The organism is Prevotella sp. C0026C3 (assembly GCF_056590795.1).
Genome location: NZ_JBWPWW010000001.1, coordinates 21,059 through 43,779, shown reverse-complemented (window position 1 = coordinate 43,779; position 22,721 = coordinate 21,059). Strand labels below are relative to the sequence as shown.

At 44.8% G+C, this 22,721-nt stretch carries 17 protein-coding genes and 1 tRNA gene; 9 read left to right on the top strand and 9 right to left on the bottom strand.

The window, feature by feature from the left end; genetic code table 11:
- Positions 1 to 267: 267 nt before the first annotated feature.
- Positions 268 to 341: transfer RNA gene (locus tag AC1EK4_RS00170), tRNA-Arg, on the bottom strand.
- A 276-nt stretch (positions 342 to 617) separates the two neighbouring features.
- Between AC1EK4_RS00170 and asnA the strand changes: the two genes are divergently transcribed.
- Entirely contained in the window at positions 618 to 1,655 is a 1,038-nt protein-coding gene (gene asnA / locus AC1EK4_RS00165; protein ID WP_062435629.1) for an aspartate--ammonia ligase, read from the top strand.
- A 73-nt stretch (positions 1,656 to 1,728) separates the two neighbouring features.
- On the opposite strand, the gene AC1EK4_RS00160 is transcribed toward asnA, so the two are convergent.
- From AC1EK4_RS00160 to AC1EK4_RS00140, 5 genes are all read right to left on the bottom strand, one after another.
- Complete coding sequence (locus AC1EK4_RS00160; RefSeq protein ID WP_036896984.1) at positions 1,729 to 3,522, bottom strand: DNA polymerase III subunit gamma/tau; 1,794 nt, start codon at positions 3,520 to 3,522, stop codon at positions 1,729 to 1,731.
- Positions 3,523 to 3,637: 115 nt separating this feature from the next.
- Complete coding sequence (locus tag AC1EK4_RS00155; protein WP_062435631.1) at positions 3,638 to 5,857, bottom strand: patatin-like phospholipase family protein; 2,220 nt, start codon at positions 5,855 to 5,857, stop codon at positions 3,638 to 3,640.
- A 22-nt stretch (positions 5,858 to 5,879) separates the two neighbouring features.
- Positions 5,880 to 6,362: a preQ(1) synthase gene (gene queF / locus AC1EK4_RS00150; RefSeq protein WP_036896988.1), complete on the bottom strand. Its 483-nt coding sequence runs from the start codon at positions 6,360 to 6,362 to the stop codon at positions 5,880 to 5,882.
- Between the two features lie 17 nt (positions 6,363 to 6,379).
- On the bottom strand, positions 6,380 to 7,102 hold the full coding sequence (locus AC1EK4_RS00145) for a queuosine precursor transporter (protein ID WP_036897051.1): 723 nt from the start codon (positions 7,100 to 7,102) through the stop codon (positions 6,380 to 6,382).
- 118 nt (positions 7,103 to 7,220) lie between these two features.
- The gene (locus tag AC1EK4_RS00140; protein WP_062435633.1) at positions 7,221 to 8,156 is read right to left on the bottom strand and encodes a calcium/sodium antiporter; all 936 of its coding nucleotides are present in this window, start codon (positions 8,154 to 8,156) and stop codon (positions 7,221 to 7,223) included.
- A 751-nt stretch (positions 8,157 to 8,907) separates the two neighbouring features.
- Between AC1EK4_RS00140 and pepT the strand changes: the two genes are divergently transcribed.
- The 5 genes from pepT to AC1EK4_RS00115 all read left to right on the top strand — a co-directional run bounded on the left by pepT (position 8,908) and on the right by AC1EK4_RS00115 (position 15,183).
- Positions 8,908 to 10,131 carry a peptidase T gene (gene pepT / locus AC1EK4_RS00135; RefSeq protein WP_480356548.1) on the top strand — a complete coding sequence of 408 codons (1,224 nt, stop codon included), beginning with the start codon at positions 8,908 to 8,910 and terminating at the stop codon, positions 10,129 to 10,131.
- 81 nt (positions 10,132 to 10,212) lie between these two features.
- Positions 10,213 to 12,462: a cation:proton antiporter gene (locus AC1EK4_RS00130; RefSeq protein WP_480356546.1), complete on the top strand. Its 2,250-nt coding sequence runs from the start codon at positions 10,213 to 10,215 to the stop codon at positions 12,460 to 12,462.
- A 136-nt stretch (positions 12,463 to 12,598) separates the two neighbouring features.
- Positions 12,599 to 13,369 carry a NigD-like protein gene (locus AC1EK4_RS00125; protein WP_480356544.1) on the top strand — a complete coding sequence of 257 codons (771 nt, stop codon included), beginning with the start codon at positions 12,599 to 12,601 and terminating at the stop codon, positions 13,367 to 13,369.
- Positions 13,370 to 13,933, top strand: coding sequence for an RNA polymerase sigma factor (locus AC1EK4_RS00120; protein WP_036897003.1), 564 nt, complete (start codon positions 13,370 to 13,372; stop codon positions 13,931 to 13,933).
- On the top strand, positions 13,930 to 15,183 hold the full coding sequence (locus AC1EK4_RS00115; protein ID WP_480356543.1) for a porin family protein: 1,254 nt from the start codon (positions 13,930 to 13,932) through the stop codon (positions 15,181 to 15,183). Before AC1EK4_RS00120 ends, AC1EK4_RS00115 begins: the two co-directional genes overlap by 4 nt.
- Positions 15,184 to 15,231: 48 nt before the next feature.
- On the opposite strand, the gene AC1EK4_RS00110 is transcribed toward AC1EK4_RS00115, so the two are convergent.
- The 3 genes from AC1EK4_RS00110 to AC1EK4_RS00100 form a co-directional block, all read right to left on the bottom strand.
- Positions 15,232 to 18,072: a putative LPS assembly protein LptD gene (locus tag AC1EK4_RS00110; protein WP_480356541.1), complete on the bottom strand. Its 2,841-nt coding sequence runs from the start codon at positions 18,070 to 18,072 to the stop codon at positions 15,232 to 15,234.
- A gap of 62 nt (positions 18,073 to 18,134) precedes the next feature.
- Complete coding sequence (locus AC1EK4_RS00105; RefSeq protein WP_036897009.1) at positions 18,135 to 18,671, bottom strand: HDIG domain-containing metalloprotein; 537 nt, start codon at positions 18,669 to 18,671, stop codon at positions 18,135 to 18,137.
- 75 nt (positions 18,672 to 18,746) lie between these two features.
- Positions 18,747 to 20,525, bottom strand: coding sequence for an oxaloacetate decarboxylase (locus AC1EK4_RS00100; protein WP_062435325.1), 1,779 nt, complete (start codon positions 20,523 to 20,525; stop codon positions 18,747 to 18,749).
- A 149-nt stretch (positions 20,526 to 20,674) separates the two neighbouring features.
- Between AC1EK4_RS00100 and AC1EK4_RS00095 the strand changes: the two genes are divergently transcribed.
- From AC1EK4_RS00095 to AC1EK4_RS00085, 3 genes are all read left to right on the top strand, one after another.
- Positions 20,675 to 21,517, top strand: a complete 843-nt coding sequence (locus AC1EK4_RS00095) for a hypothetical protein (protein WP_480356538.1) — start codon at positions 20,675 to 20,677, stop codon at positions 21,515 to 21,517.
- A 454-nt stretch (positions 21,518 to 21,971) separates the two neighbouring features.
- Positions 21,972 to 22,310 (top strand): FtsB family cell division protein, encoded by a 339-nt coding sequence (locus AC1EK4_RS00090; RefSeq protein WP_036897014.1) that lies wholly within the window; start codon positions 21,972 to 21,974, stop codon positions 22,308 to 22,310.
- On the top strand, positions 22,294 to 22,713 hold the full coding sequence (locus tag AC1EK4_RS00085; RefSeq protein ID WP_036897016.1) for a hypothetical protein: 420 nt from the start codon (positions 22,294 to 22,296) through the stop codon (positions 22,711 to 22,713). Before AC1EK4_RS00090 ends, AC1EK4_RS00085 begins: the two co-directional genes overlap by 17 nt.
- Positions 22,714 to 22,721: the final 8 nt, after the last annotated feature.

The window sequence follows — 22,721 nt, the reverse complement described above, 5'->3', positions numbered from 1 at the left end:
AGGTATCCCCCTTTCCCTACAAGAGAGTTTGGGGGAGGATGCTGCAATGACTCCCCAACATTGCTGCAAAGCCCAAACAGCATTGCTGCAGAGTCGAGACAGCAAAATTGCCGAGCCTTTGCAGTAGGCTAGTTAACAAGTTGTCGAGAAGCTATGTAGACAGGTTTGAATTGTCAAATAGATTTGTTGATGGATAAAAAGGAAACAGTAGAAAATGCAACAACGAGGAATCTTCCATATTGGAGAATTCCTCGTTGAGGTTATATGTGATCCCGTTGGGATTCAAACCCAAGACCTTCAGAACCGGAATCTGACGCTCTATTCAGCTAAGCTACGGGACCTAGATGCGATAACGTTGCAAAAGTAGAGAAAAAAAATGAATTACCCAAATCCCAATACTGAAAAAGCGGAAAGGCAAAATGGATAGTATCATAACGTAAACCAAAAACGAATAAATGGCTAACATAAAACAGTAATTATACGTTTTTGTTGATACAAAAAGATAGAAATAGAAAAGTTTTTCTGTCTTTTTGCGAAAATTGTGGTGATAATACTTGTGTTTTTGCTATACAACTCTTATCTTTGCAACGTAAAAAGAGTAGATAAAAGAAAAAGATATGGGTAAACTAATCAAACCGGAGGGGTATAAGGCATTGCTCGATATGAGACAAACCGAGCAGGGTATTAAACTCATTAAAGAGTTTTTCCAACAGAACCTAGCCACGGAACTGCGTCTGCGCCGCGTCACGGCACCGCTTTTCGTGCTCAAAGGGCTTGGTATTAATGACGACCTGAACGGTGTTGAGCGCCCGGTGGCATTCCCTGTGAAAGACTTAGGGGATGCTCAAGCAGAGGTGGTACACTCATTAGCCAAATGGAAACGGTTGGCTTTGGCCGAATACGAAATAGAACCGGGCTATGGTATCTATACGGATATGAATGCCATTCGCGCCGATGAGGAATTGGATAATTTACACTCGCTCTATGTAGACCAGTGGGATTGGGAAGCTGTCGTGACTCAAGAGCAGCGCAATGTGGCATTCTTGAAGAATGTGGTGCGCCGAATCTATGCGGCCATCTTGCGTACTGAGTATTTGGCATGTGAGACTTATTCGCAGTTAAAACCTTTCCTACCCGAAGATATTCACTTCGTACATAGCGAGGAACTGATGCAAATGTATCCTGATAAGACACCAAAAGAGCGCGAAGATGCTATCTGTGAGAAGTATGGAGCCGTGTTTATCATCGGTATTGGTGCCAAGTTGAGTAATGGAGAGAAGCACGATGGGCGTGCTCCCGACTATGACGACTGGTCTACTATGGGCGAGAATGGTATGCCAGGGCTGAATGGTGACATATTAATATGGTATCCGGTGCTGGGGCGTAGCTTTGAGTTGTCATCCATGGGTATTCGTGTTGACAAAGAAAGCTTAAAGCGTCAACTTGAAATAGAGGGTAAGGAAGACCGCGAGAAACTTTACTTCCACCATCAATTATTAACCGATCAACTGCCGTTGAGCATTGGTGGCGGTATCGGACAGAGTCGTCTTTGCATGGTGATGCTGCACAAAGCGCACATCGGAGAAATCCAAGCTAGCATTTGGCCTGAGTCAATGCGCGAGGAATGTAAGCAGGTTGGGATGCCTCTTATTTAAACTGTGAGAATATAAAACAAACGCGGACAATCTTTTGATGAGATTGTTCGCGTTTTGTATGCAGCGATATTAGCTAAGTCAATTCTAGGTCGAGTGCCACTCGTAGTTTCTCCATCGCCGGATACTTGCGCCGCACTTCGTCGTAGATTTCGCGTTTTGTCAATATCTTGGTCACCTCTTCGGCTTTGGCCAAACGTAGACTTAGGTCTATATTTCCATTGTGCAACGCCTTGGCTATCGTCACTTTGATACGTGGCTTGATATCTTGTATCTGATTCAAGAGTATCTGATTGTCTACGATAACTTCGATGTTGGGGTAGTCGGTGATGCGTGGTCGCATGTTCTTCATGCGCGAAGCCATGCCTGTCATCGATTGTGGCATGCGGTTACACATAGACAACCATTGCAATTCCAAGTCTTCTTGACTGAACTCATTGTTCTCGCCGCTGTTGGTAATTGTGACTTCTTGTTCGGCTACCTTGTCCGGCCCGTTTCTCAATTCCTTAAATGTGAAGCCCAACTTGTTAAGTTTAAGGCGCGGCTTTTGGACTGTAGATGCACTTTCTGTGGCTGCATGGGGAGCTTCTGTGGGCTTTTGTGGCTCGTTATGGAGCTGTGCTGCCACTTTTGCTCTGTCTGTACGCCATGCTCCACCGGTATTCGTTCCAACCCCGGCCACCTGCGATGCCGGTTTAGGTGTGGAAGAAATTAATTTCTTAAACAGGGATTTTAATCTGTGAGGGCTACGCCCCGCGCCTGCATCTTCGTCGGCTGGCTGCGTGAGTTGAGCCACTTGAATCAGCGTAAGTTCCACCAATAGACGCTTATTACTACTTTGTCGGTAGTTGATATCGCATTGATTCATTAACTTCAAGGCGTTGTATAAGAATCGAGTAGGGCATTTGGCTGCCTGTTCTTGGTAATGTTTACGCTGTTGTTCGCTCGCTTCAAGCAGTGGAATGGTTTGGTTGTCCTTGGCCATTAGTACATTACGTACATGACTGGCTAACCCTATGATGAAGTTACCACCGTCGAATCCCTTGCTGATAACGCTGTTGAGCAGCACCATAATGTCGCTCACTTTGTTCTCAAGAGCCAAGTCTATCACCTTGAAATAGTTCTCGGTGTCGAGCACATTCAAGTCTTCGAGCACCTTGTCGTACGTCAAGTTTCCCATACAGAAGCTTGCAGCCTGATCGAAGATAGACAGTGCGTCACGCATACCGCCATCAGCTTTCTCTGCAATAATTTCCAGTGCACGCTCTTCGTAGGTGATTCCTTCTTTCTCGGCAACCATCTTCAAGTGATTGATGGTATTGGAAACGCTCATCCGTTCGAAGTCGTATATCTGGCAACGGCTTAAGATTGTGGGTAGAATCTTGTGCTTCTCAGTTGTCGCAAGGATAAAGATGACGTGCGAAGGGGGCTCTTCCAATGTCTTTAAGAAGGCGTTGAAAGCTGCCGTGCTGAGCATGTGTACCTCGTCAATAATAAACACTTTGTAGCGTCCAACTTGCGGGGGAATGCGCGTTTGTTCCATCAAAGCCTTAATGTTCTCGACCGAGTTATTACTTGCTGCGTCCAGTTCGAAGATGTTATACGAACGCTGTTCATTGAACGAACGGCAACTCTCGCATTCGTTACAAGCTTCCCCGTCCTCGCGTGGATGCTCGCAATTGATGGCTTTAGCGAAGATACGGGCACACGTAGTCTTCCCCACACCACGCGGACCACAGAATAAATAGGCGTGTGCAAGCTTACCGCTCTTTACAGCATTCTTCAATGTGGTGGTCAAAGCAGATTGACCTACCACAGAATCGAAGCTCATAGGACGGTACTTACGCGCCGAAACGATGTATTCTTCCATCTCGTTTTTAGGTTTTACAGTGTCCTGCAAAGATACCATTTTTATCTGAAAAGTCGGCAATATAGTGCGAGATTAAGATGCCGACTCTTTGAAATGATAAGGGAAAGATGCCGGTTTAAAATACAAAACCGAGGTTGATATGGAAATAGAATTGGTTGGTTTTGCTCGCGAAACCAAGGCTTGCGCCGAGTGGTCCAAGCATGCTGTTGTAGTAATATGAGGCTTGATAACCCATCATTGGACCACGGTCGAGCAATCCTCTCAACTTTTCGGCATGCTGTGCCCCTGTTATTTTCAGCATCACATAGTTGTTGTCAGCGATGCGTTGTTGTAGTTTGAGTTGCAAACCGATGAATTGGTTGTCGGTAAATTCCACATATCCCATGCCGGCAAAGGGCATTTGGCGGTCAAAGTAATGGGAGTTCCAGTCGCCACCGATGGTATTTCGTTTCACACCGGGGATGTTTGAACCGAATAACAACCGTCCGTAGAGCATGGGCTGTAGGGTTAATCGGTTGGTCAAAGGGAATGCCCAGCGCCATGAAGCATTCAATGCGCTGAAGCCAATATGCCCATTATAGTGTGCAAAATTATCGGTGTAATACCCATATCCGGCCTCCATATTGGCACCATGAGATGGGAAATACCAATTGTTTTCGGAGTTATAAGTCACATGGGCATGGTAGCTTAGGAGATGAAGATGGTGTACTGTCGAGAAATCGGAAACGATATCTTGGTTTGACAGGATGTCGTGAATGGAGTAATAGTCGAAGTGTGGACCTATGGTAACGTTGAAATTGCGAATATTAAAGTCGAATACATTTAGGTAAACGGAGTGTTGATTGTAGGTGACATTAAAGATTCTGTTTCCCCGTTCGTTCACATTGATGTCGTTATGTTGGAAGATATAGGAGAGCATCATGCGTCCCCAAGCGTATGGATGAATCGAGAAATCACCCCTTCCCATGATTCTTTTGCCGAGTCGCATGGTGAAATCGGCAGTCATAGGAACGTTTTTGCTCTTGACGAAAAAGCCTGCATTAGCTTGCAAAGCTACGATTTCTTCGGTGTCGAAACGTACTCCTAAATTCAGTTTCGTAGCTTTCTTGGCATTTGCAACGACGTGTATGTTGTAGCTATCGCCCGCTTGTTGATAGTCCACATAGGCATCGTCGTAGTACAAGTCTATCCGCATTGTATTCACAACTTTCTCCATATAGCCCATCGAGATACTGTCGCGATGGTTTAATCTGTACTGTCGTTCAAGGTAATTACGGTCTGCTGCATCCACACCCTCAAAGGTAATACTGCCTAGTTTCATTCGTTCGGGCAGGGGAGAGGCATGTTGTAAAGGCTTGGCAGTGGGCTGATAATCAGCTGAAAGCCCCAACTTAGCCTTCAAAGCCAGCAATTCATCCCAGTGTTTTAAGGCGTCTGCTTCACCTCGTGCTATCAATGTATCGATGGCTGCGTGGGTAAAACTGGCAGCTGAATAGCCGCTGATGTTGGCCTTGATGAGCACATCGGTGTTGGCAATATTCTCATCGTACTTGTTTTTACAGTTCACAGCTACTATCTGACTGATTACAGCTGCACCGTTAGATAGGTCGTCTGCGGTCTTGGGTGAGCCTTGAACGGTTACTCCTATCACGTAGTCGGCACCCATTTCGCGAGCAATATCCACCGGATAATTGTTGCGTAGACCGCCATCAACCAGCACCATATTGCCCTTTCTGATTGGAGAAAACACTCCCGGAATAGCCATACTGGTGCGCATAGCCTCTGCCAATACACCGTGATGGAAAACGTATTCCGTGTTATCTACGATGTTGGTAGCCACGCATGCAAAAGGAATGGGAAGCTTATTGAAATCTATTGAATCACGATAAGCAGACGTTAGTTGAGCAAAAAGTTTCGATAGATTCTTCCCGCGGATAAGTCCTGAGACACTACCGGAGCGTTTTGAGAAGATCATGTCGCGTGTCAATAGATAGGTATTTTGTTTCTTTCGGTTGGCAAGTGTACTGCTGCTCACGTCTGCTTTATCCGAAAGAACGAACGTCCAGTCTTGCTTTCTTACTAGAGAATCGAGCGTATGGGCATTGTATCCCACTGCGTATAGACCACCGATGATGCTTCCCATAGATGTACCGGTAATGATGTCGACTGGAATTCCGGCTCTTTCTATCACCTTGAGAGCACCGATATGAGCCATACCTTTGGCTCCACCACCCGACAATACGACGGCTACTTTCGGGCGTTTCTCACTGATGGGTTGTCCCCATAGGGTTGTAAATACAGTTGTTAGAGCTAAAAGTAGTGTTAATCGTCGCATGGTATGGTGGTCTTAAAAGTGTTTATTCGTGAGTAGCAAAGCGTTGCTCGGCCATTTGTTCATACTTTGTTCCGGGTCTACCGTAGTTAGCATAGGGATAAATACTAATGCCACCACGCGGTGTAAAGATTCCCGTCACCTCTATATATTTAGGACTCATGAGCCTAATGAGGTCTTTCATGATGATGTTGACACAGTCTTCATGGAAGTCACCGTGGTTTCTGAAGCTGAATAGATAGAGCTTCAAACTCTTACTTTCCACCATTTTCTCAGCTGGAACATAGGATATTCGAATCTCGGCAAAGTCGGGTTGACCGGTAATTGGGCACAGTGAAGTAAATTCAGGGCAATTGAATCTCACCCAATAATCGTTCTCCGGATGCTTGTTTTGAAATGTTTCGAGTACCTCAGGAGCGTAGTCCATGCGATAGCGGGTTGCAGAACCTAGTGCCTGCAAACCCTCTTCTTCGCGTGTATCTTGTTGTTTGATTGCTTGGTTTTCCATATTTTGATCATCTCATTTTAGATATTCAACAACTTAAACACGTTGTAGTTGATACCATCATCGTAGGCGTCTTCGCCTTCATGTCGCTTGACAGCGCGTACCACACGGATGGTTAACGGCAATGCAACGACTTCGTACAGTGTCTTGAGTATCACTTGTCCAATCATCAACACGGGTAGTTCATCGGTTGGTACGATTCCTGAGAGTGCCAAGGGAAAGAAGATAATAGAGTCAACACTCTCTCCGAACACCGTACTAAGGATGGCACGAGCAGAGAAATTCTTTCCTTTTGATGAAATTTTCATGCGACTCATCACGTAAGCATTGACGAACGAACCGCACAGGAAAGCGGTAAATGAAGCGGCAGCGATGCGTGGTGCCAAGCCAAACACGGCGTGGAAGCCGGCATCATTGGTCCAATATGGAGCACCGGGAATCCAATCGCAGAGTGCACCAAGCGTCACAAAGAAGAAGTTCATGGCAAATCCTATCCATATCAACAAGCGTGCTTTGCCATAGCCCCACACCTCGCATACGCAGTCGTTAATAATGTATGAGACGGGGAAGACAATGAGTCCACCGGTCAAACTAATTGCACCTGTGGTATAACCACCCGGTAATGTGAAAGGACCTACTGCGATTTGCTTTGTTTCGAGTACGTTTGCCGCAATTAGACAAACACAAAAGAGTATGCTGAAAAGCATAAACAGCACACTCACCATGTTACGTTTCTTTTCCATTTTCTTGTTTTTTACGAGGTTTACCAAGCACTCGGTTCTTATTTAAGCGGTTGCAAAGTTAATCATTATCAGCGACGTAGGCAAGCAAAAGTCCGATAATCGTAACTTAGCACTTGCTTTATACCACTTGATAAAGCAAGTAACTCAGATAGCCGACGAACGTAGCTGTGAGGATAGCTCCTTCCCATCGGGCGATGGTATACTTGGTGAAGGAGAACAACCACAGCATAATCATTGCCACTACCATGACCGATAAGTCGGTTGTGGTGATGCCTTGAATTATCATCGGTGAGATGATGCCGGTGAGACCAAGGATGGCCAAGATATTGAACACGTTGCTCCCTAACACATTACCAATGGCAATGCCGCTTTGGCCTTTGCGTGCCGATACTACACTAGTGGCTAGTTCGGGCAGTGAAGTTCCTCCGGCAACAATCGTCAAACCTATCACTGCATCGCTTACACCTAGTGTATGTGCCACGTTGGTGGCTCCGTCTACGAAGATGTTGCTGCCAACTATCAAGCACACCAAGCCTAGAAGCAAGAATCCTATGGCTTTCCATACGTTCATGGGGTGCCGGTTTGCTTCTTTCGTAGCGCCGTTTTCACCCTTCGCCTCTTTCAGAGTCACATACATAAAGATAGCAAGTAATGCTAATAAAATACCGGCATCGATGCGTGAAATGTTACCGTCCATACACATCATCAGTAGTACTACAGCTGCCACGAGCGCAAACGGAATATCCATTTTCACCGTAGAGTGCAAAATAGTCATGGGAGTGACCATCGCAGCTACGCCCACAATGAGCAGTGAATTGAAGATATTGCTACCCACAATATTGCCCACTGCCAAATCGGGTGTGCCTTTAAGAGCTGATACAAGACTCACACAAAACTCCGGCATGGATGTTCCCATGGCCACAATTGTGAGTCCGATAACGATTTGAGGGATATTCATTCTCTCGGCTAAAGCCACGGCTCCGTCGGTCAAACGGTCGGCTCCCCACAGCACCAGTACGATGCCGGCAAGGATAAAAACGATATTCAGTATCATAATGTCGGCAAATTTAGGTAAAAAACATGATATTCTTTAAACTCCATATTATCTTTATGAGTACAAAGAGTTATCTATTTGTCAACTCAAACTCGTCTACTTGTCAACTCATTCATTAGCTTCATATCTTGTAATCTTGTCTACTTGTCAACTCGTTAACTAGCTTCATATCTTGTAATCTTGTCTACTTGTCAACTCGTTTACTTGTTAACTACTTGCCTGCAAGGCCAAGGCAACATCGCTGTCAAGTCCATGCAGCATTACTGAAAAGCCGAGACAGCGATGCTGGGGAGCCGCTGCAACAGCCCTACCCCAGCCCTCCCCAAAAGGGGAGGGAGATGGTTTTAAGTGGATAAGTGGACGAGTTGAGATTTCAGTTTTTAAGTCTTTGAGTTGATGAGTTATTGGTTGAGTTTGAAAGTTCATGAGTTTTTGAGTTGAAAAGTATTGGGTTAGGATTGAGAGATAGGGAATTTACTGCTTGAAAGGCAGCCGATTCGTTGCCATAACTCTAAAGCTTCCGGCTCTGAAAATGTGGTATATATCCTGCTCGTGGACGCGACATGGCGCGTCCCTACGATTCCTAAGATATAATCATTCTGCTATAGTTGCGTTATGACAAAGATATTTTTAGATTGGATAAGAATTTTATTTCCGTCTCCCACTTATGTTTTTTATATTTCTAAGTTTTGAAATTACGGGATTTTTGTGTATGTTTGCAGTACTATACTTATAAAGACAAAATTGTAAAATGGAAATAACCGAACGATTTATCAATTACACCAAGTTCGACACACAGTCGGCTGAAGACTCTGAGACCGTGCCGAGTACGGCGAAACAATTGGAATTTGCCAAATATCTGGTTAAGGAATTAGAGAACGAAGGATTGAGCGATGTGAAGATGGATGATATGGGTTACATCTATGCCACACTGAAAGCTAACACCAAGAAGAAGTTACCGACCATCGGTTTCATCTCTCATTACGATACAAGTCCCGATGCCAGTGGCTACGGAGTAAAGGCACGCGTTATCGAAAATTATGATGGTAACGATATAGAATTGTCACCGGGCATCATCTCTAGTACTGACAAGTTTCCTGAACTCAAAGACCATAAGGGCGAAGACATCATCGTTACCGATGGTACAACACTGCTCGGAGCCGACGACAAAGCCGGTATAGCTGAGATAGTACAGGCAATGTGCTACCTACGCGACCACGATGAGATAAAGCATGGAGACATTCGTGTGGGCTTCAATCCCGATGAAGAGATTGGTATGGGGGCTCATCATTTCGATGTAGAGAAGTTTGGTTGTGATTGGGCATATACCATGGATGGCGGCGATTTGGGCGATTTGGAATACGAAAACTTCAATGCTGCCGGTGCCAAGGTGTTTATCAAGGGTGTGAGTGTGCATACCGGATATGCCAAAGGTAAGATGATTAATGCCAATCGATTGGCTTGCGAGTTTAATAACATGATTCCGGAGACCGACTTACCGGAGACTACGGAGGGTTATCAAGGCTTTTACCATCTGCTAGGTATTGAGAGTCGTACGGAAGAAGCGAAGTTGAGTTATATCATTCGCGACCACGATCGAGAGAAATTCGAGGATCGCAAAGACTTCATGGAAGACTGCGTGAAGTGTATGAACGAGAAATACGGTGAAGGAACAGTACGTATTGAGCTGAAAGATCAGTATTACAACATGAAGGAAAAGATAGATCCGAACATGCATGTTATCGATATTGTACTGAAAGCTATGCAGGAAAGCGGTGTAGCACCGAAGGTTGCTCCTATCCGTGGCGGTACGGATGGTGCGCAGCTCAGCTTCAAGGGCTTGCCTTGTCCCAATATTTTTGCTGGCGGTGTCAACTTCCACGGGCCTTATGAGTTTGTCTCTGTGCAGGTAATGGAGAAAGCTGTGGATGTCATCGTGAAGATATGCGAGATTACCGGGAACTATGAAGATTAACCAAAAGAACTATTCATAAATAAGCAAGGAGCTGAATGAACGGTGTACGCTCATTCAGCTCCTTTTCATATCAAACAATTTATGGCCGAATTACCCCATCTTATAGCCGATCTTGCCTTGATATTGGTTGTGGCAGGTATCGTTATCTTATTGTTCAAAAAGTTGTGCCAACCTCTCGTGTTGGGCTATATTCTTGCCGGATTCCTTGTTTCGCCCCACATGCCTTATACCATGTCGGTGGTCGATAAGGCCGATATACAGACGTGGGCCGATATAGGTGTGCTATTCCTTTTGTTTGCTTTGGGACTGGACTTCTCGGTTAAGAAGATCTTGAAGATGGGGTTGGCACCGGTGATAGCTTCGCTTACTATCATTTTCTGCATGATGTTGTTGGGCATTAATGTCGGTCATGCGTTCGGATGGGGTAAGATGGACTGTATCTTCTTGGGTGGTATGCTGGCTATGTCGTCCACCACTATTATATATAAAGCGCTCGACGACCTTGGACTTCGGCAGCAGAAGTTTGCCGGATTGGTGATGAGTGTGCTTATATTAGAGGATGTATTGGCTATTGTTTTGATGGTAATGCTAAGTACATTGGCTGGTGGGAGTAGTCCGGATGGGGGACAATTATTCGGCTCATTGTTCCGTATTGGTTACTTCTTGGTGCTTTGGTTCGTCGTAGGATTGTTTGTTATACCAAGCTTTTTGCGCAAGACACGTAAGTTGATGAATAGTGAGACGCTGGTCATCGTGGCGTTGGGACTCTGCTGTCTGATGGCTGTCATCTCTACACAGGTAGGTTTTAGCAGTGCCTTTGGTGCATTTGTGATGGGCAGTATTTTAGCCGAGACGGTGGAAGCCGATAAGATTATCCGTGTGGTGGAACCTATTAAGAATCTTTTTGGAGCCATCTTCTTCGTCTCAGTGGGTATGTTGGTAGACCCTGTTGTGATGATGAAGTATGCCGCACCCATCGTTGTGTTGGTGTTGACCATCCTCGTCGGGCAGGGAGTATTTGGTACATTGGGCTTTTTACTCAGCGGGCAGTCGCTGAAGACAGCTATGCGTTGTGGTTTCTCTATGGCGCAAATAGGTGAGTTTGCTTTCATCATAGCCTCGTTGGGGTTGTCGCTTGGCGTAATCAGTAAATTCCTTTATCCGGTGGTAGTGGCCGTTTCGGTTATTACAACCTTCCTCACTCCGTATATGATGCGGGCTGCCGAACCATGCTATCTGTTGGTGGAGAGGCGCCTTCCCAAGCGCTGGTTGAGGCGTTTGAACCATTTGAGTGTGGACAATCACATGTCTAACGAGGCCGGAACATGGAGAATGTTACTGCGGAAGTTACTTGTCAGCACGGCCATCTATGGTATTTTGTCGGCTGCTGTGACTGCTATGATGCTCACTTTCTTCCTACCTTTTGTGCGCCATTTGCTGCCTCATTGGTGGGCAAACGGCGTGTGTGGCGTGTTGACGGTGGCTTTGATTTCACCTTTCCTGCGTGCGTTGGTGATGCGACATTTCCACAGTGAAGAGTTTAAACAGTTATGGACAGAGAATCGTATCAACCGTCTGCCACTGCTTTTCACAAGCTTGGTGAGGGTGATTATAGCATCGGCCTTCATCTTCTATATCTGTAATTACTTGACAAGGTTTACCAATGCGCTGATGATAACGATAGCTGTGGCTATGATAATCCTCATGATACTGTCACGGTCGTTGAAACATCGGAGTATCAGATTGGAACGTTTGTTCATTCAAAACTTGCAGTCGCGCGACATAGAAGCACGTGTGCATGGGCGTAAACGACCGCTCTTTGAGGGACATCTGCTTGATCGTGACATCCATATCAGCGATGTGGATGTGCCGGAAGATTCGGTGTGGGCCGGTCGGTCGCTACGGCAATTGCAATTCCGCAATCGTTTTGGGGTGCATGTGAGTAGTATCTTGCGTGGCAGACAGCGGCTGAACATCCCCAATGGTGATACAATAATCTTTCCCGGCGATACAATTCAGGTGATAGGAAACGATGAACAGTTGCATCATTTTTCTGCGGCTATGAAAGGAGCATTGGTGCCTGAAGATGCAGAAATAGAGAAGCGAGAGATGAAATTGCGGCAACTGGTAATCGGGAAAGATAGCTGTTTGGCCGGAAAGACATTGAAAGAAAGTGGTATCCGCGACCGTTATAATTGCATGGTTGTGGGTGCCGAGCAGGGGCAACAGACGCTCACGCTCATCAATCCTACCCGTGTGTTTGAGGTGGGAGATGTGGTTTGGGTGGTAGGCGAGGAGTCTTCATTACAAGATTTGATGAAATTGGGATAAAGAATTCCTATTCCTAGCGATGTAATATCTATTTAACATGCTTTAAAGTTTATCAATGCAAGATTCTTTTATTTGTGTATTTACTGTTTGAGTACTCACCTGCAAAATTAGTATTAACGCAAAAAACAGAACTGAAATGAAAACGAATAATGCAGTTTCCCAACTGATAAGACAGACTAAAGGAATAAAAATTACCGGTTTTCTATCGGTATTGATGATGATGGTAACATCATTTTTGATTACTTCATGTAACTCGGATGGTGATAATAATGGGTTTCGAGGTAAGCCATTGGCCAATGCTGTGGTAACGGTAAAACCTATGAAGGATGGAAAGAAGTTCTATATTTGGATGTCAGAAGATAAAGTTGGACATGCCAAAAATTATGCAAAATCACCTTTTGGAGACAAAGAAGTACGTGCGCTTGCCAATCTTCGGGAAGAAGGAAAGGATAAAAATGGTGTCTTGCAGTTCTATGTCAATTGGATGGATAGCATTAGAACGAAGCCCGCTGTGAAGACATTGGGCGAAAAGCAAGATATTGCAACGTACGGGAATGACCCTGTGGATGTTATCAGAGCGTTTCCTACGGTGGCTGAAGATGGCTATCTGACATTAGGATTCCACACGATGTGGGGAGTAAATAATAATAAGAAGCATGTCTTTAACCTTGTTATGGATACGAATCCTAAAGACCCATACGAGTTAGAATTCCGTCATCATGCGCATGGAGATGTTACTGGTGTACTGAGACCGGCTTTTATAGCATTCCGATTGGCTAAAATAGATAGTTTAGCTAAAGCGCAAGGGAAGAAGAAAGTAACATTGAAGTTGAAGTGGAAGTCGTTTTTCGGTCAGGAGAGCGTTACGTTTGACTATCGTGTGAGGGACGACTTATTAAAGAAATAAGTGCAACTAACAGAGACACAGCAAGAACTGCGCATTGCTCAGGGACTTCGCCAACGGAATAAAACGGCGATGAGGGACTTCTATGCTCTATATGCCGGAAGACTCACCGCCGTTTGTTCGCGTTATATACAAAGCGATGCCGATGTGAAAGATGTTCTTCAGGAAGCTCTGATTAAGGTGTTTATGAATGCCGAAAACTTTGAATATCGGGCTGCAGGGTCATTATTGGCATGGGGTAAAAGGATTGTAGTAAATGAAGCATTGAGCTTCCTCAGGAAGTCGAAGACTGTACCATTGTTGTTCGATGAAAACTTACCGGAGGTGGCAGACGATGATGATATGCCGGTAGACGAGGTGCCACCGAAAGTGTTACAAGAGATGATTCGAGAGCTGCCCGATGGGTATCGAACGGTATTCAACCTCTATGTATTTGAAGATAAAAGCCATAAAGAAATAGGAAATATACTAGGTATCAAAGAAAATTCATCGGCATCGCAGCTGAATAGGGCGAAAACGATATTGAAAAAGAAGATAATTGAATATAAGAAAGGAGGACGGGTATGAGCAATGATTGGCTAAAGACATTGCGTAGCAAGATGGAAAATTACGAGGAAACAGCTCCACAAGGGTTGCTAGACGATGTAATGGGACGTCTGGAAGTTCTCGATCAAGAGTATGCTCCAATCTCAATAGAAGAGGAAAAGGTACCTGATAAGGTGCGAGGCAAGGGCATTGTAGTTGCTTTATTGCTTGGTGCTGCGGCTGTGGGATTGGTTCTATTGACCAATACTTCGGTAAATCAGGTGAACCAAGGGGTGAAAATAAATGCCCCAATGGCAGATTTTCATGAACACGAAACTCCTACAAAACAGTATATAAGTGAAACTAATCAAGATTTGGTAGCCCAAGTTAAGAAGGCTGTCGAGAGTATATTACCACCGGTTGTGCGTCGTTTGGAGACGGATAATAGTGGGGGAATGATAGCTCAAGTATTGAATCAGGATAGCACAGTGGTATCGCCTGACCAACAGGTGTTGCCATCTAAAAAGACAGAAGAGAAGCCTATAACAGAGAAGAAACAAAACAAAACCTCGTCTACACGGTCTCGTGATAATGGATTATTGGCTTTGGTACATAATCAAAAGAAAACCCATGAAGGGTTGAAATTTGGCTTATCGCTAGGAGGATTACCTAAATCGGCTAATTTGAGTAACTCCGATTATGCGGCACTTGCTGTGAGTAATGACTATGAAATGTTGCCCGAAAAGACTACCTATATCATACCTGTGGGACAAAATGAAGTAAAAAAGAAGGTACATCATCATCAACCGGTGACTGTAGGAGTAACGTTGTCAATCCCATTAATGCATCGTTTGAGCCTTGAGACTGGTTTGATGTACAGCTATCACAGTTCTGATATGGCCAATGTCGTTGGTTCTACATCGTATAGTAGTAAGCAACAGCTTCACTTCGTGGGTATTCCGTTGGAAATGAACTACTCCTTATGGCAGAATAACAAGTTGAATGTTTATGTCGCAGCGGGTGGACGAGCTGAAAAACTAGTCTCTGGTCGCCAAGAAAACGGGGAGGATAGTAATGGGAAGTCGACTTACAGTAAGGTTAAGATGGAACGATTGCAGTGGTCGCTAAGCAGTCGTATGGGTGTGGAATATAAATTATCACATAAACTAGGACTCTATGTTGAACCGGGAGCTGCCTATCATTTTGACAATAAATCAGATGTTCAGACGATTTATAACGACCGACCAATAACTTTTGAACTAAAAGCCGGTATCCGATTTAATACGAAATAAGCAAATAATAAAAAGAAGAAAGCGAGGCCAGACGGTCTCGCTTTTTATTTAATACCATTGAACGGCACTATTAACACCGCTTCGTTTATCGTATTTCAAGGCGTCGGTCAGCGTGCTGGCATTGCAGCGGAACGTGAAGTTATAGCTTGTATAAGGGGCTAAAACTACTGAGCAACTCATGTTGAAGCAGTGTAGGTCGCGCTGGAGAGAGGCCGTCGTCATACTCAGTTTGTGATAGTCGAAGTCGTAACCACTGGAGAAACTGATATTCCAACCGTCGCTGATGCGCAGATTGCCACTCACGTTGAGAGTTTGAGAGAACTTATATGGATAGCGCATTGTCTTTGTATTGAACGTACCGCCAGTGTTTTCGCGCATCGTAATACCATATCCGAAAGTCAAAGACCAAGGCATTGAGAAAGTCATATAGCCATTGTCGTCGGTCTCGGCTTTACCTCTTTTCTGCTTAGATTTAGCACCTCGCTGGCCTTCTATCATTTCGTCATCAACGTTACTCTCTATGTCTGTGTCCACACCTTCGGCATCAGGATCGTTCTTCTTTCGCTTTTTGTCGTCTGCATCGTCGTCACTTCCACCGCCAAACCATTTCTTTATCTTTTCAGGATTGAGTGTGAAAGAGAGGTTTTGCGACATCCCTTGGAATCGACCGAAGCGTCCTCGTCCCCATTCCGTGTGTGTGCCGACGAATGGCTTGCCATCTGCGCCAAGCTCATAAGCGTAAGTTGCGAAGACAGCATTCATATTAAAGGTGTAGCTCTTCCACCATTTCAGACGGATATTCATGCTCAAATCACTCCAAGGACGTTCCTTTTCGGCAGCATTGTAAGACATGTTGAGGCCTAAATTATCAATGATACTAATCTTCTTAACGCCCGTAGAATCTTTGTCCGATTTCACTTTCATCTCGATATTATTGTCGATGGCGAAGCTGATACTTTTGGTTTGACCTATTGATGGAACTCCATATCTAGAGTCGGAATAAGGAGAATACTGCTCCCAAGTGACGTTTCCATTGGCATCGGTCTTTTGATATGAATCCCAATATCCATAACGACGTGCACCGAAGTCGGGCGCATAGCTGAAGTTGATGGTTGGTGTGATGACATGACGGATGGCTTGTACCTTGTCGCCGAAGAGCTTACGAGAGGGAATAAACATACCATATAGCTTGGTACTTGCACTTACGCTGAGGTTCCAATTGTAGAGATTGTGGAATCCGTAAGTCGTATCGGCCACCTCTTTTTGTGTTGCTGTGTCCCATGAGCGCATTACCTTGCGAGCCGTCATACGGTCTTGGAAGTTGAAAGAGGGTGCCACGTTCACTACATTAAAGAGCGAGAAGCTTCCTGTAATGGGGATGTTGTGCGACATACCGTTCTTCCATTCCTTAATCAGATTGGCGTGGAGTAGGTGGTCTTCTTTAGTTCTAATGGTGTTAGAGAACTGTCCTGTATAGCTTACCGAGATTTTTTCGTACCACCGTAGTTTTCCCGCTACGCTCTTACGGCGGAACGGATAGAAGCGACTCAAGCTGGCATTGAGGTCGGGCAAGGTCATTTCAATGGTTGAATCTTGCATGTTCTGCGCTAAGTTGGCAGTACTGCTCAAGGTCAATCCGATACTGGAAAATGTCGTACTCCAGCTTACCGAAGAGGTTCGAGTGCTTTGTGTGAGCGTGTAGGGATTGTATAGACTGTTCAGATTATTGCGCTCATAGCTCGATGTAGCGAAGTTTACGCTAGCCGAAAGCGAGCTATAAGGATTGGCTTTAGAGTCTTGCCGGTGACTCCACTGAATCTTAAAACTTTTCTGTTTGGAGTAATCCGGCAGTCCTTTATCGCCTGTTCTGGTATCTTGGTAACTCAATAAGAAACTGCCACTGTATCTATAACGCTTGCGGTAATTGCTTGCCGCACTCAGTCCCCACGACCCTTTTGTGTAGATTTCTCCTAAGAGTTTTAGATCCCATTTATCGTTTATGGCAAAGTAATATCCACCATCTCTCAAGTAGAAACCACGTGTACTCTCATCACCATACGTTGGCATGATGAAGCCACTGGAGTAATTTTTGGTGAATGGGAAGAAGCCGTAAGGAATCGCAAAAGGCAGTGGCACATCGGCAACAACCAAGTATGCCGGCCCAAAAACGACATCCTTGCCGGGGCGAACCTTTGCTCTTGACAGCGCAATATAAAAGTCCGGGTGTTCTTCATCGCATGTTGTATAACGCCCATGCTTCAAGAATATCTCGCCATTGTCATTTCGTTTCGACAGTTCACTGGTCAAGAAGCCGTCTTGTTGCTTTGTGTATGTGTTTCTGATGAGCCCCTTTTTGGTCTTAAAATTGAAGGCCATGGTATCGCTTTCGTACGAATCATTCCCCATTTTGAATAAAGGAGTGCCGGTAAGTTCCTTTTGTGTGGAGTCTTTATAGGCTCCGGTGGCGTGTACCAAGCTACTGTCAAGATTCATATAAATTTTGTCGCTCGTCAAATCCATGGTCTCATACTTCACGTTAGCGTTTCCATAGAGATGTGCCACCTTTGATGTGGCATCGTAGACCAATGAATCTGTAGCTGTATAAGTGACGGGAGCGTCGATTCCATTCTTTTTTGTACGGTTGATGGAGTCTAACTTGATGGAGTCGTCTATCGCTTTGTTATGATGATAGATAGCCAATTGCATGGAGTCCATACGCAAGGTGTCGGGGATGATTCTGCCGAGTGAATCTCGCAAAATGGTGTCGTTCACCGCTGTAGAGTCTTTGGTAGCGGTCTTATGTTTCCTTTTAAAGAATTGCATATTGGAATTTGCCAACACAAAGATGAAGGCAAATAACAACAGTACTATGAACGAACATCTTCTCATAATTCGTACAAAGGTAAGAAAAAAGTGCAGATTCAGTCCCTGCACATAGTATATTTAACGTTTTACTCGAACAATTTACACCATGTGTCAAAGCGAGTTAAGCCGTCGCTTCCAAACTTTTCAAGACTCTTACGAGCTTGCTCTATGGTTTTCTCTCTGTCCAAATGAGTTTTACTGTAAAACTTGTCAGCGTAGCAGATGAGTTGCTCTTCTATCGTTTCGGGTAGGAAATCGCGACAGGGTAGAGGTAACTTTTGTTCTTTTATAGCTATAGCCGAGATGCCCGCACCGGTATGTCTTTCGCATACACGAGCATGTTTGTTGAAGCCTTCTTGCCGCATGAGCTCGGCTCCTAAGCGTCCGTGACAGATATAAGGCTCTGTTCCTGTGCAGTAAATACCCGGTGCATGGCATTTCATGATACCTATGTCGTGGAGCATGGCAGCTTCTTCTACGAATTGTCGGTCGATGTTTAGCTCCGGATGGCGGTCGATAATAGCCAAGGCTTTATCCGCTACGCTACGGCTATGTACCATTAATATATGGCGTAACTCATTGTTCTCGGGATAATATTTGTCAATGATGGTTTGGTAATCCATGAGTTCTTTAGTTCCTATTTAAAAAGGCACAACTCCTTAGATGGGGTTGTGCCTTCTGTATATAGATTGATATGCTTATTCAGCTGTAGGTCTTTCGATGTATGCAATCACGTCTCCCTTACTAATCTTAGCACCTTGCTTGGCGTTGATTTCAACGAGTTTGCCTCCGAGTGCAGCCGGAACTGTCTCGAATTCTCCCCATGGAGTCATGATGTAACAGAAAGCATCGCCCTCTTGGTATTCTTTTCCGATGAATGGTTCTACTGCCGGTGCAGCCTCACCTTCGCCTTGGAATTCCCAGAAAATCTGTCCCTTGACGGGTGAAACGATAGCATCTGCTTTCGCATGTTTGAATGCAGCAGCCTCTTCGGGAGAAACCTTTGCGCCGAGTTTTGCATCTTTTGCAGCCTGCAGATCGGCCAAGAAGTTCTTCTTAGCCTGTCCACTCTTATAGTTGCGATACTGTTCTGGGTGCATAGCAAGCTCGAAAAGCTCTTCTTCATCCTGTCCGTAGTCCCAACCGTTCTCGTCCATTTCCTTTCTGAAATCTTCGAGATTGTTCTTCAACAGTGTGTGTGGATCGGCGTCGGTGAACTCTAATCCTTTGGCCTTAGCCAACTCTACGAGTTCCGGGTCGATAGTTCCGGGTATCTTACCACTTCTTCCAAGAATCATACCCCACATAGAATCATCCATCATTACGAATCTTCCCTTGCCCTGTTCGAGCGTCAGCAAGTTCATCAAAGCGATGTTCTTAACATATTGTGAGAATGGGGTTACTAATGGAGGATAACCTACGCGTGGCCATACGTAAGCCACTTCGTCGAAGAGTTTTACGAGCATATCGTCTACAGACAGTTCCTCGTCGCCTTTCTTCTTGCGCAGATTGTTGATGGTTTGGCGGATACCTGTGAGGTCGGCCATCATGCTTCCCATCATACCACCGGGCAAACCACAACCCAAAAGCAGTGAACTCATCAGTTTGTTTTGTGGGTTGATGAAGTATCCCAACCACTCATCGATGAAGCTTTGAGTCAATGCACGCGCTTTCATATAGGCGTTCATGTTGATTTCGGGCACATCGAATCCTTCGTTTTTCAGCATGCTTTGTACTGAAATAACGTCCGGATGAACCTTACCCCAAGACAGTGGTTCGATGGCAGTATCAATGATGTCGGCACCATTGTTGCAGACTTCGAGGATAGATGCCATAGAAAGTCCGGGACCAGAGTGGCCGTGATATTCGATGATAATTTCAGGATGCTTATCCTTGATAGCTTTAGTGAGCTGACCTAATAAGGCTGGCTGACCGATACCGGCCATATCTTTCAAGCAGATTTCTTCTGCTCCGGCTTCGATAAGTTGCTCTGCAATGGCTGTATAATACTCCAGTGTGTGTACGGGAGAATTTGTGATACACAGGGCAGCTTGCGGAGTCATACCGCCTTCTTTGGCCCATTTGATAGAAGGGATGATGTTACGAACATCGTTCAAACCGTCGAAGATGCGGGTAATATTGGTTCCTTGCTTAGCCTTAACACGATACATCATGGCACGAACATCGTCGGGTACGGTGTACATACGTAGTCCATTCAAGCCACGGTCAAGCATGTGAGTCTTGATGCCGGCCTCATTGAAAGGCTTACAGAATGCGCGTACAGCTTCGTTAGGATTTTCGCCTGCGAGCAGATTTACCTGCTCGAAAGCACCACCGTTGGTTTCTACACGTGCAAAACATCCCATCTCAATGATGACGGGAGCTATGCGAGCCAACTCTTCTTTTAGTGGCTGGAACTTACCTGAACTCTGCCACATATCTCGATAGACGAGACTAAACTGTATTTTCTTCTTCATATTCGTTGAGTCCTTTTCTTTCAAGGGAAGCGGATAAATTTCCCTCATACGTTGAGGTGCAAAATTAGATAAAAAAAATCAAATATCCCACCATCTAATATATTTTTTACAATTATTGCATTAACTTTGCCATACAAAATAAAAAGGTTATGAAATTCCGCACATTGTTTGTTTTAGGCATCGTCTCATTGGCTTTGATGGCTTGTGGGGGAAAGAAAGACGTGAAGGAAAAAAAGCCTAATGGCTTGTTGGCCGGGGCTGAATTGTTACATCAGGACAAAGCTGTCTACGGACTGGCTTGCGAGGGTTGCACCGATTCTGTGATGGTATTGCTTCCGCCCGATGGCAGCGATCCCGTCACATATAATATCATTGAGGCCACTCGCAACCACCAAATATATGGTAAAGTGAAGATTGGCGACTGGATAACGGTCGTGTTGGATGAGCAGAATAAGAAAGTGGCGAAGTCGGTAGTCGACTTGGATGAATTACGAGGTATTTGGTGTTACGTGGTCATGCCACAAATGCGCGACTATAATAAGATGAGTAAACACCTACAACAAACGATGATGCGCAACATGTCCGATTCAGTTAAAGCCACTTATCTCATCCCGCGTGAATACGGTTTTTGGCTCCGTCGCAACTGGGTGGCGCAGAGTATAGGCTATGTAGGGGAGAAGAGTTCGCTAGAGGATGAAAGTCCGGTAGTCTATCCGCAGTTAGGTTATTTCACCGGTTGGCGCATGTGGAACGGCAAACTGGTGGTAGCCAGATTGGCACATTCTTTTGGTACCAATCCGGGGAAGAATGGTGAGCAGGTTATTTGCGACACTTGTAATATCGACTATTTGCAAAACGACTCCTTGGTATTGAGTAGTGACGGCATCAGTCGTGGTTATTATCGCAAGAATAATATCAATGATGTCAATAAGAAGGCGATAGCGATAGCTGCTATGTTGAAACGTAAAGCATTGAAAAAAGCCACTGAATAGGGTGAATACAAGTAATCTCCCCTATCCCTCTATAGCCCCACTCCAGCCCTCCCCAAAAGGAGAAGGAGAAAGAAAAGAACCTTTTTCGTTCCAAAACTAAAAAACTCATCAACTCAATAACTTAAAAACTGAAACCTGAACTCGTCTACTGGTCTACTGGTAAACTTGTCAACTACCTCATTGCAACGTCTTCCCAGCATTGCTGTCTCGCCTCTTCAGCGATGCTGCATTGGCTTGGCAGCGATGTTGACTCGACTATGCAGCGATTTGGGCTTTTAACTTTTTGAGTTCATGAGTTGGTTAGTGAGTTTTTAAGTTTGTTAGTTTTTGAGTTGATGAGTGATGGGTGTGAGTCACTTTTTGAGTAAATTAGGGATGTGATGCCAAATAAAAAACATTTTCATTTTTTCTCTTTATTAATGATAAATGCTTACTTTTGCACGAAAGTAATATAATGAATCGTCGCTTAAACGTTATTTGGAGTTTGGCAGCTCACTATAAATATCTCATCGTAGTGGTGGTGGGTGTAGCCATTGTGGGCTTTTTAGACGAGAATAGCTTTCGTAAACGCATGGAACTTGAACTCCAAATAGACGACTTGAAGAGTGAAATAGAGAAGTACACACAACAGTACGAAGCTGATACAAAGCAATTGAAAGATCTTCGTCGGAATCCTAAACATATTGAAAAGATTGCACGCGAGCGTTATTTCATGAAAGCCGATGATGAAGATATTTATGTGTTGAGCGACGAAGAAGTGCCTGTAGAAACCAAAGATGAAACAACTGAGTAGATTGCAAAGTGTCCTATTCATGGTAGGCGGTGCACTGATGGTCATCGGTGCAGGGTGTTTTGTGTTTATGTTCCAACAGCAAATATTCTGTTGGGTGTTCCTTTTGGGGGCAGTGTTGTTTGCTGTGATGCAAATGATGCAAACCTATGAGGGGAAAAGTTTTATAGTTCGCCGCCTTAAAAAGATGTTGACGTTGGCTGATATTCTTTTTATTTTGGCCGGAATGTTGATGCTGAACGATGTTTACGGCATCTTTAGACCTTTGTTCTCCAACATCCTAGACTACGTAAACTATATGTATAACAAGTGGGTAGTCATGTTGTTAGTGGCAGCATTGTTGGAGATGTACGCCATGCATCGCATCTCTTCGGAATTAAAGAAAGAAGAGGGCGGGAGCCGATAATACCGATT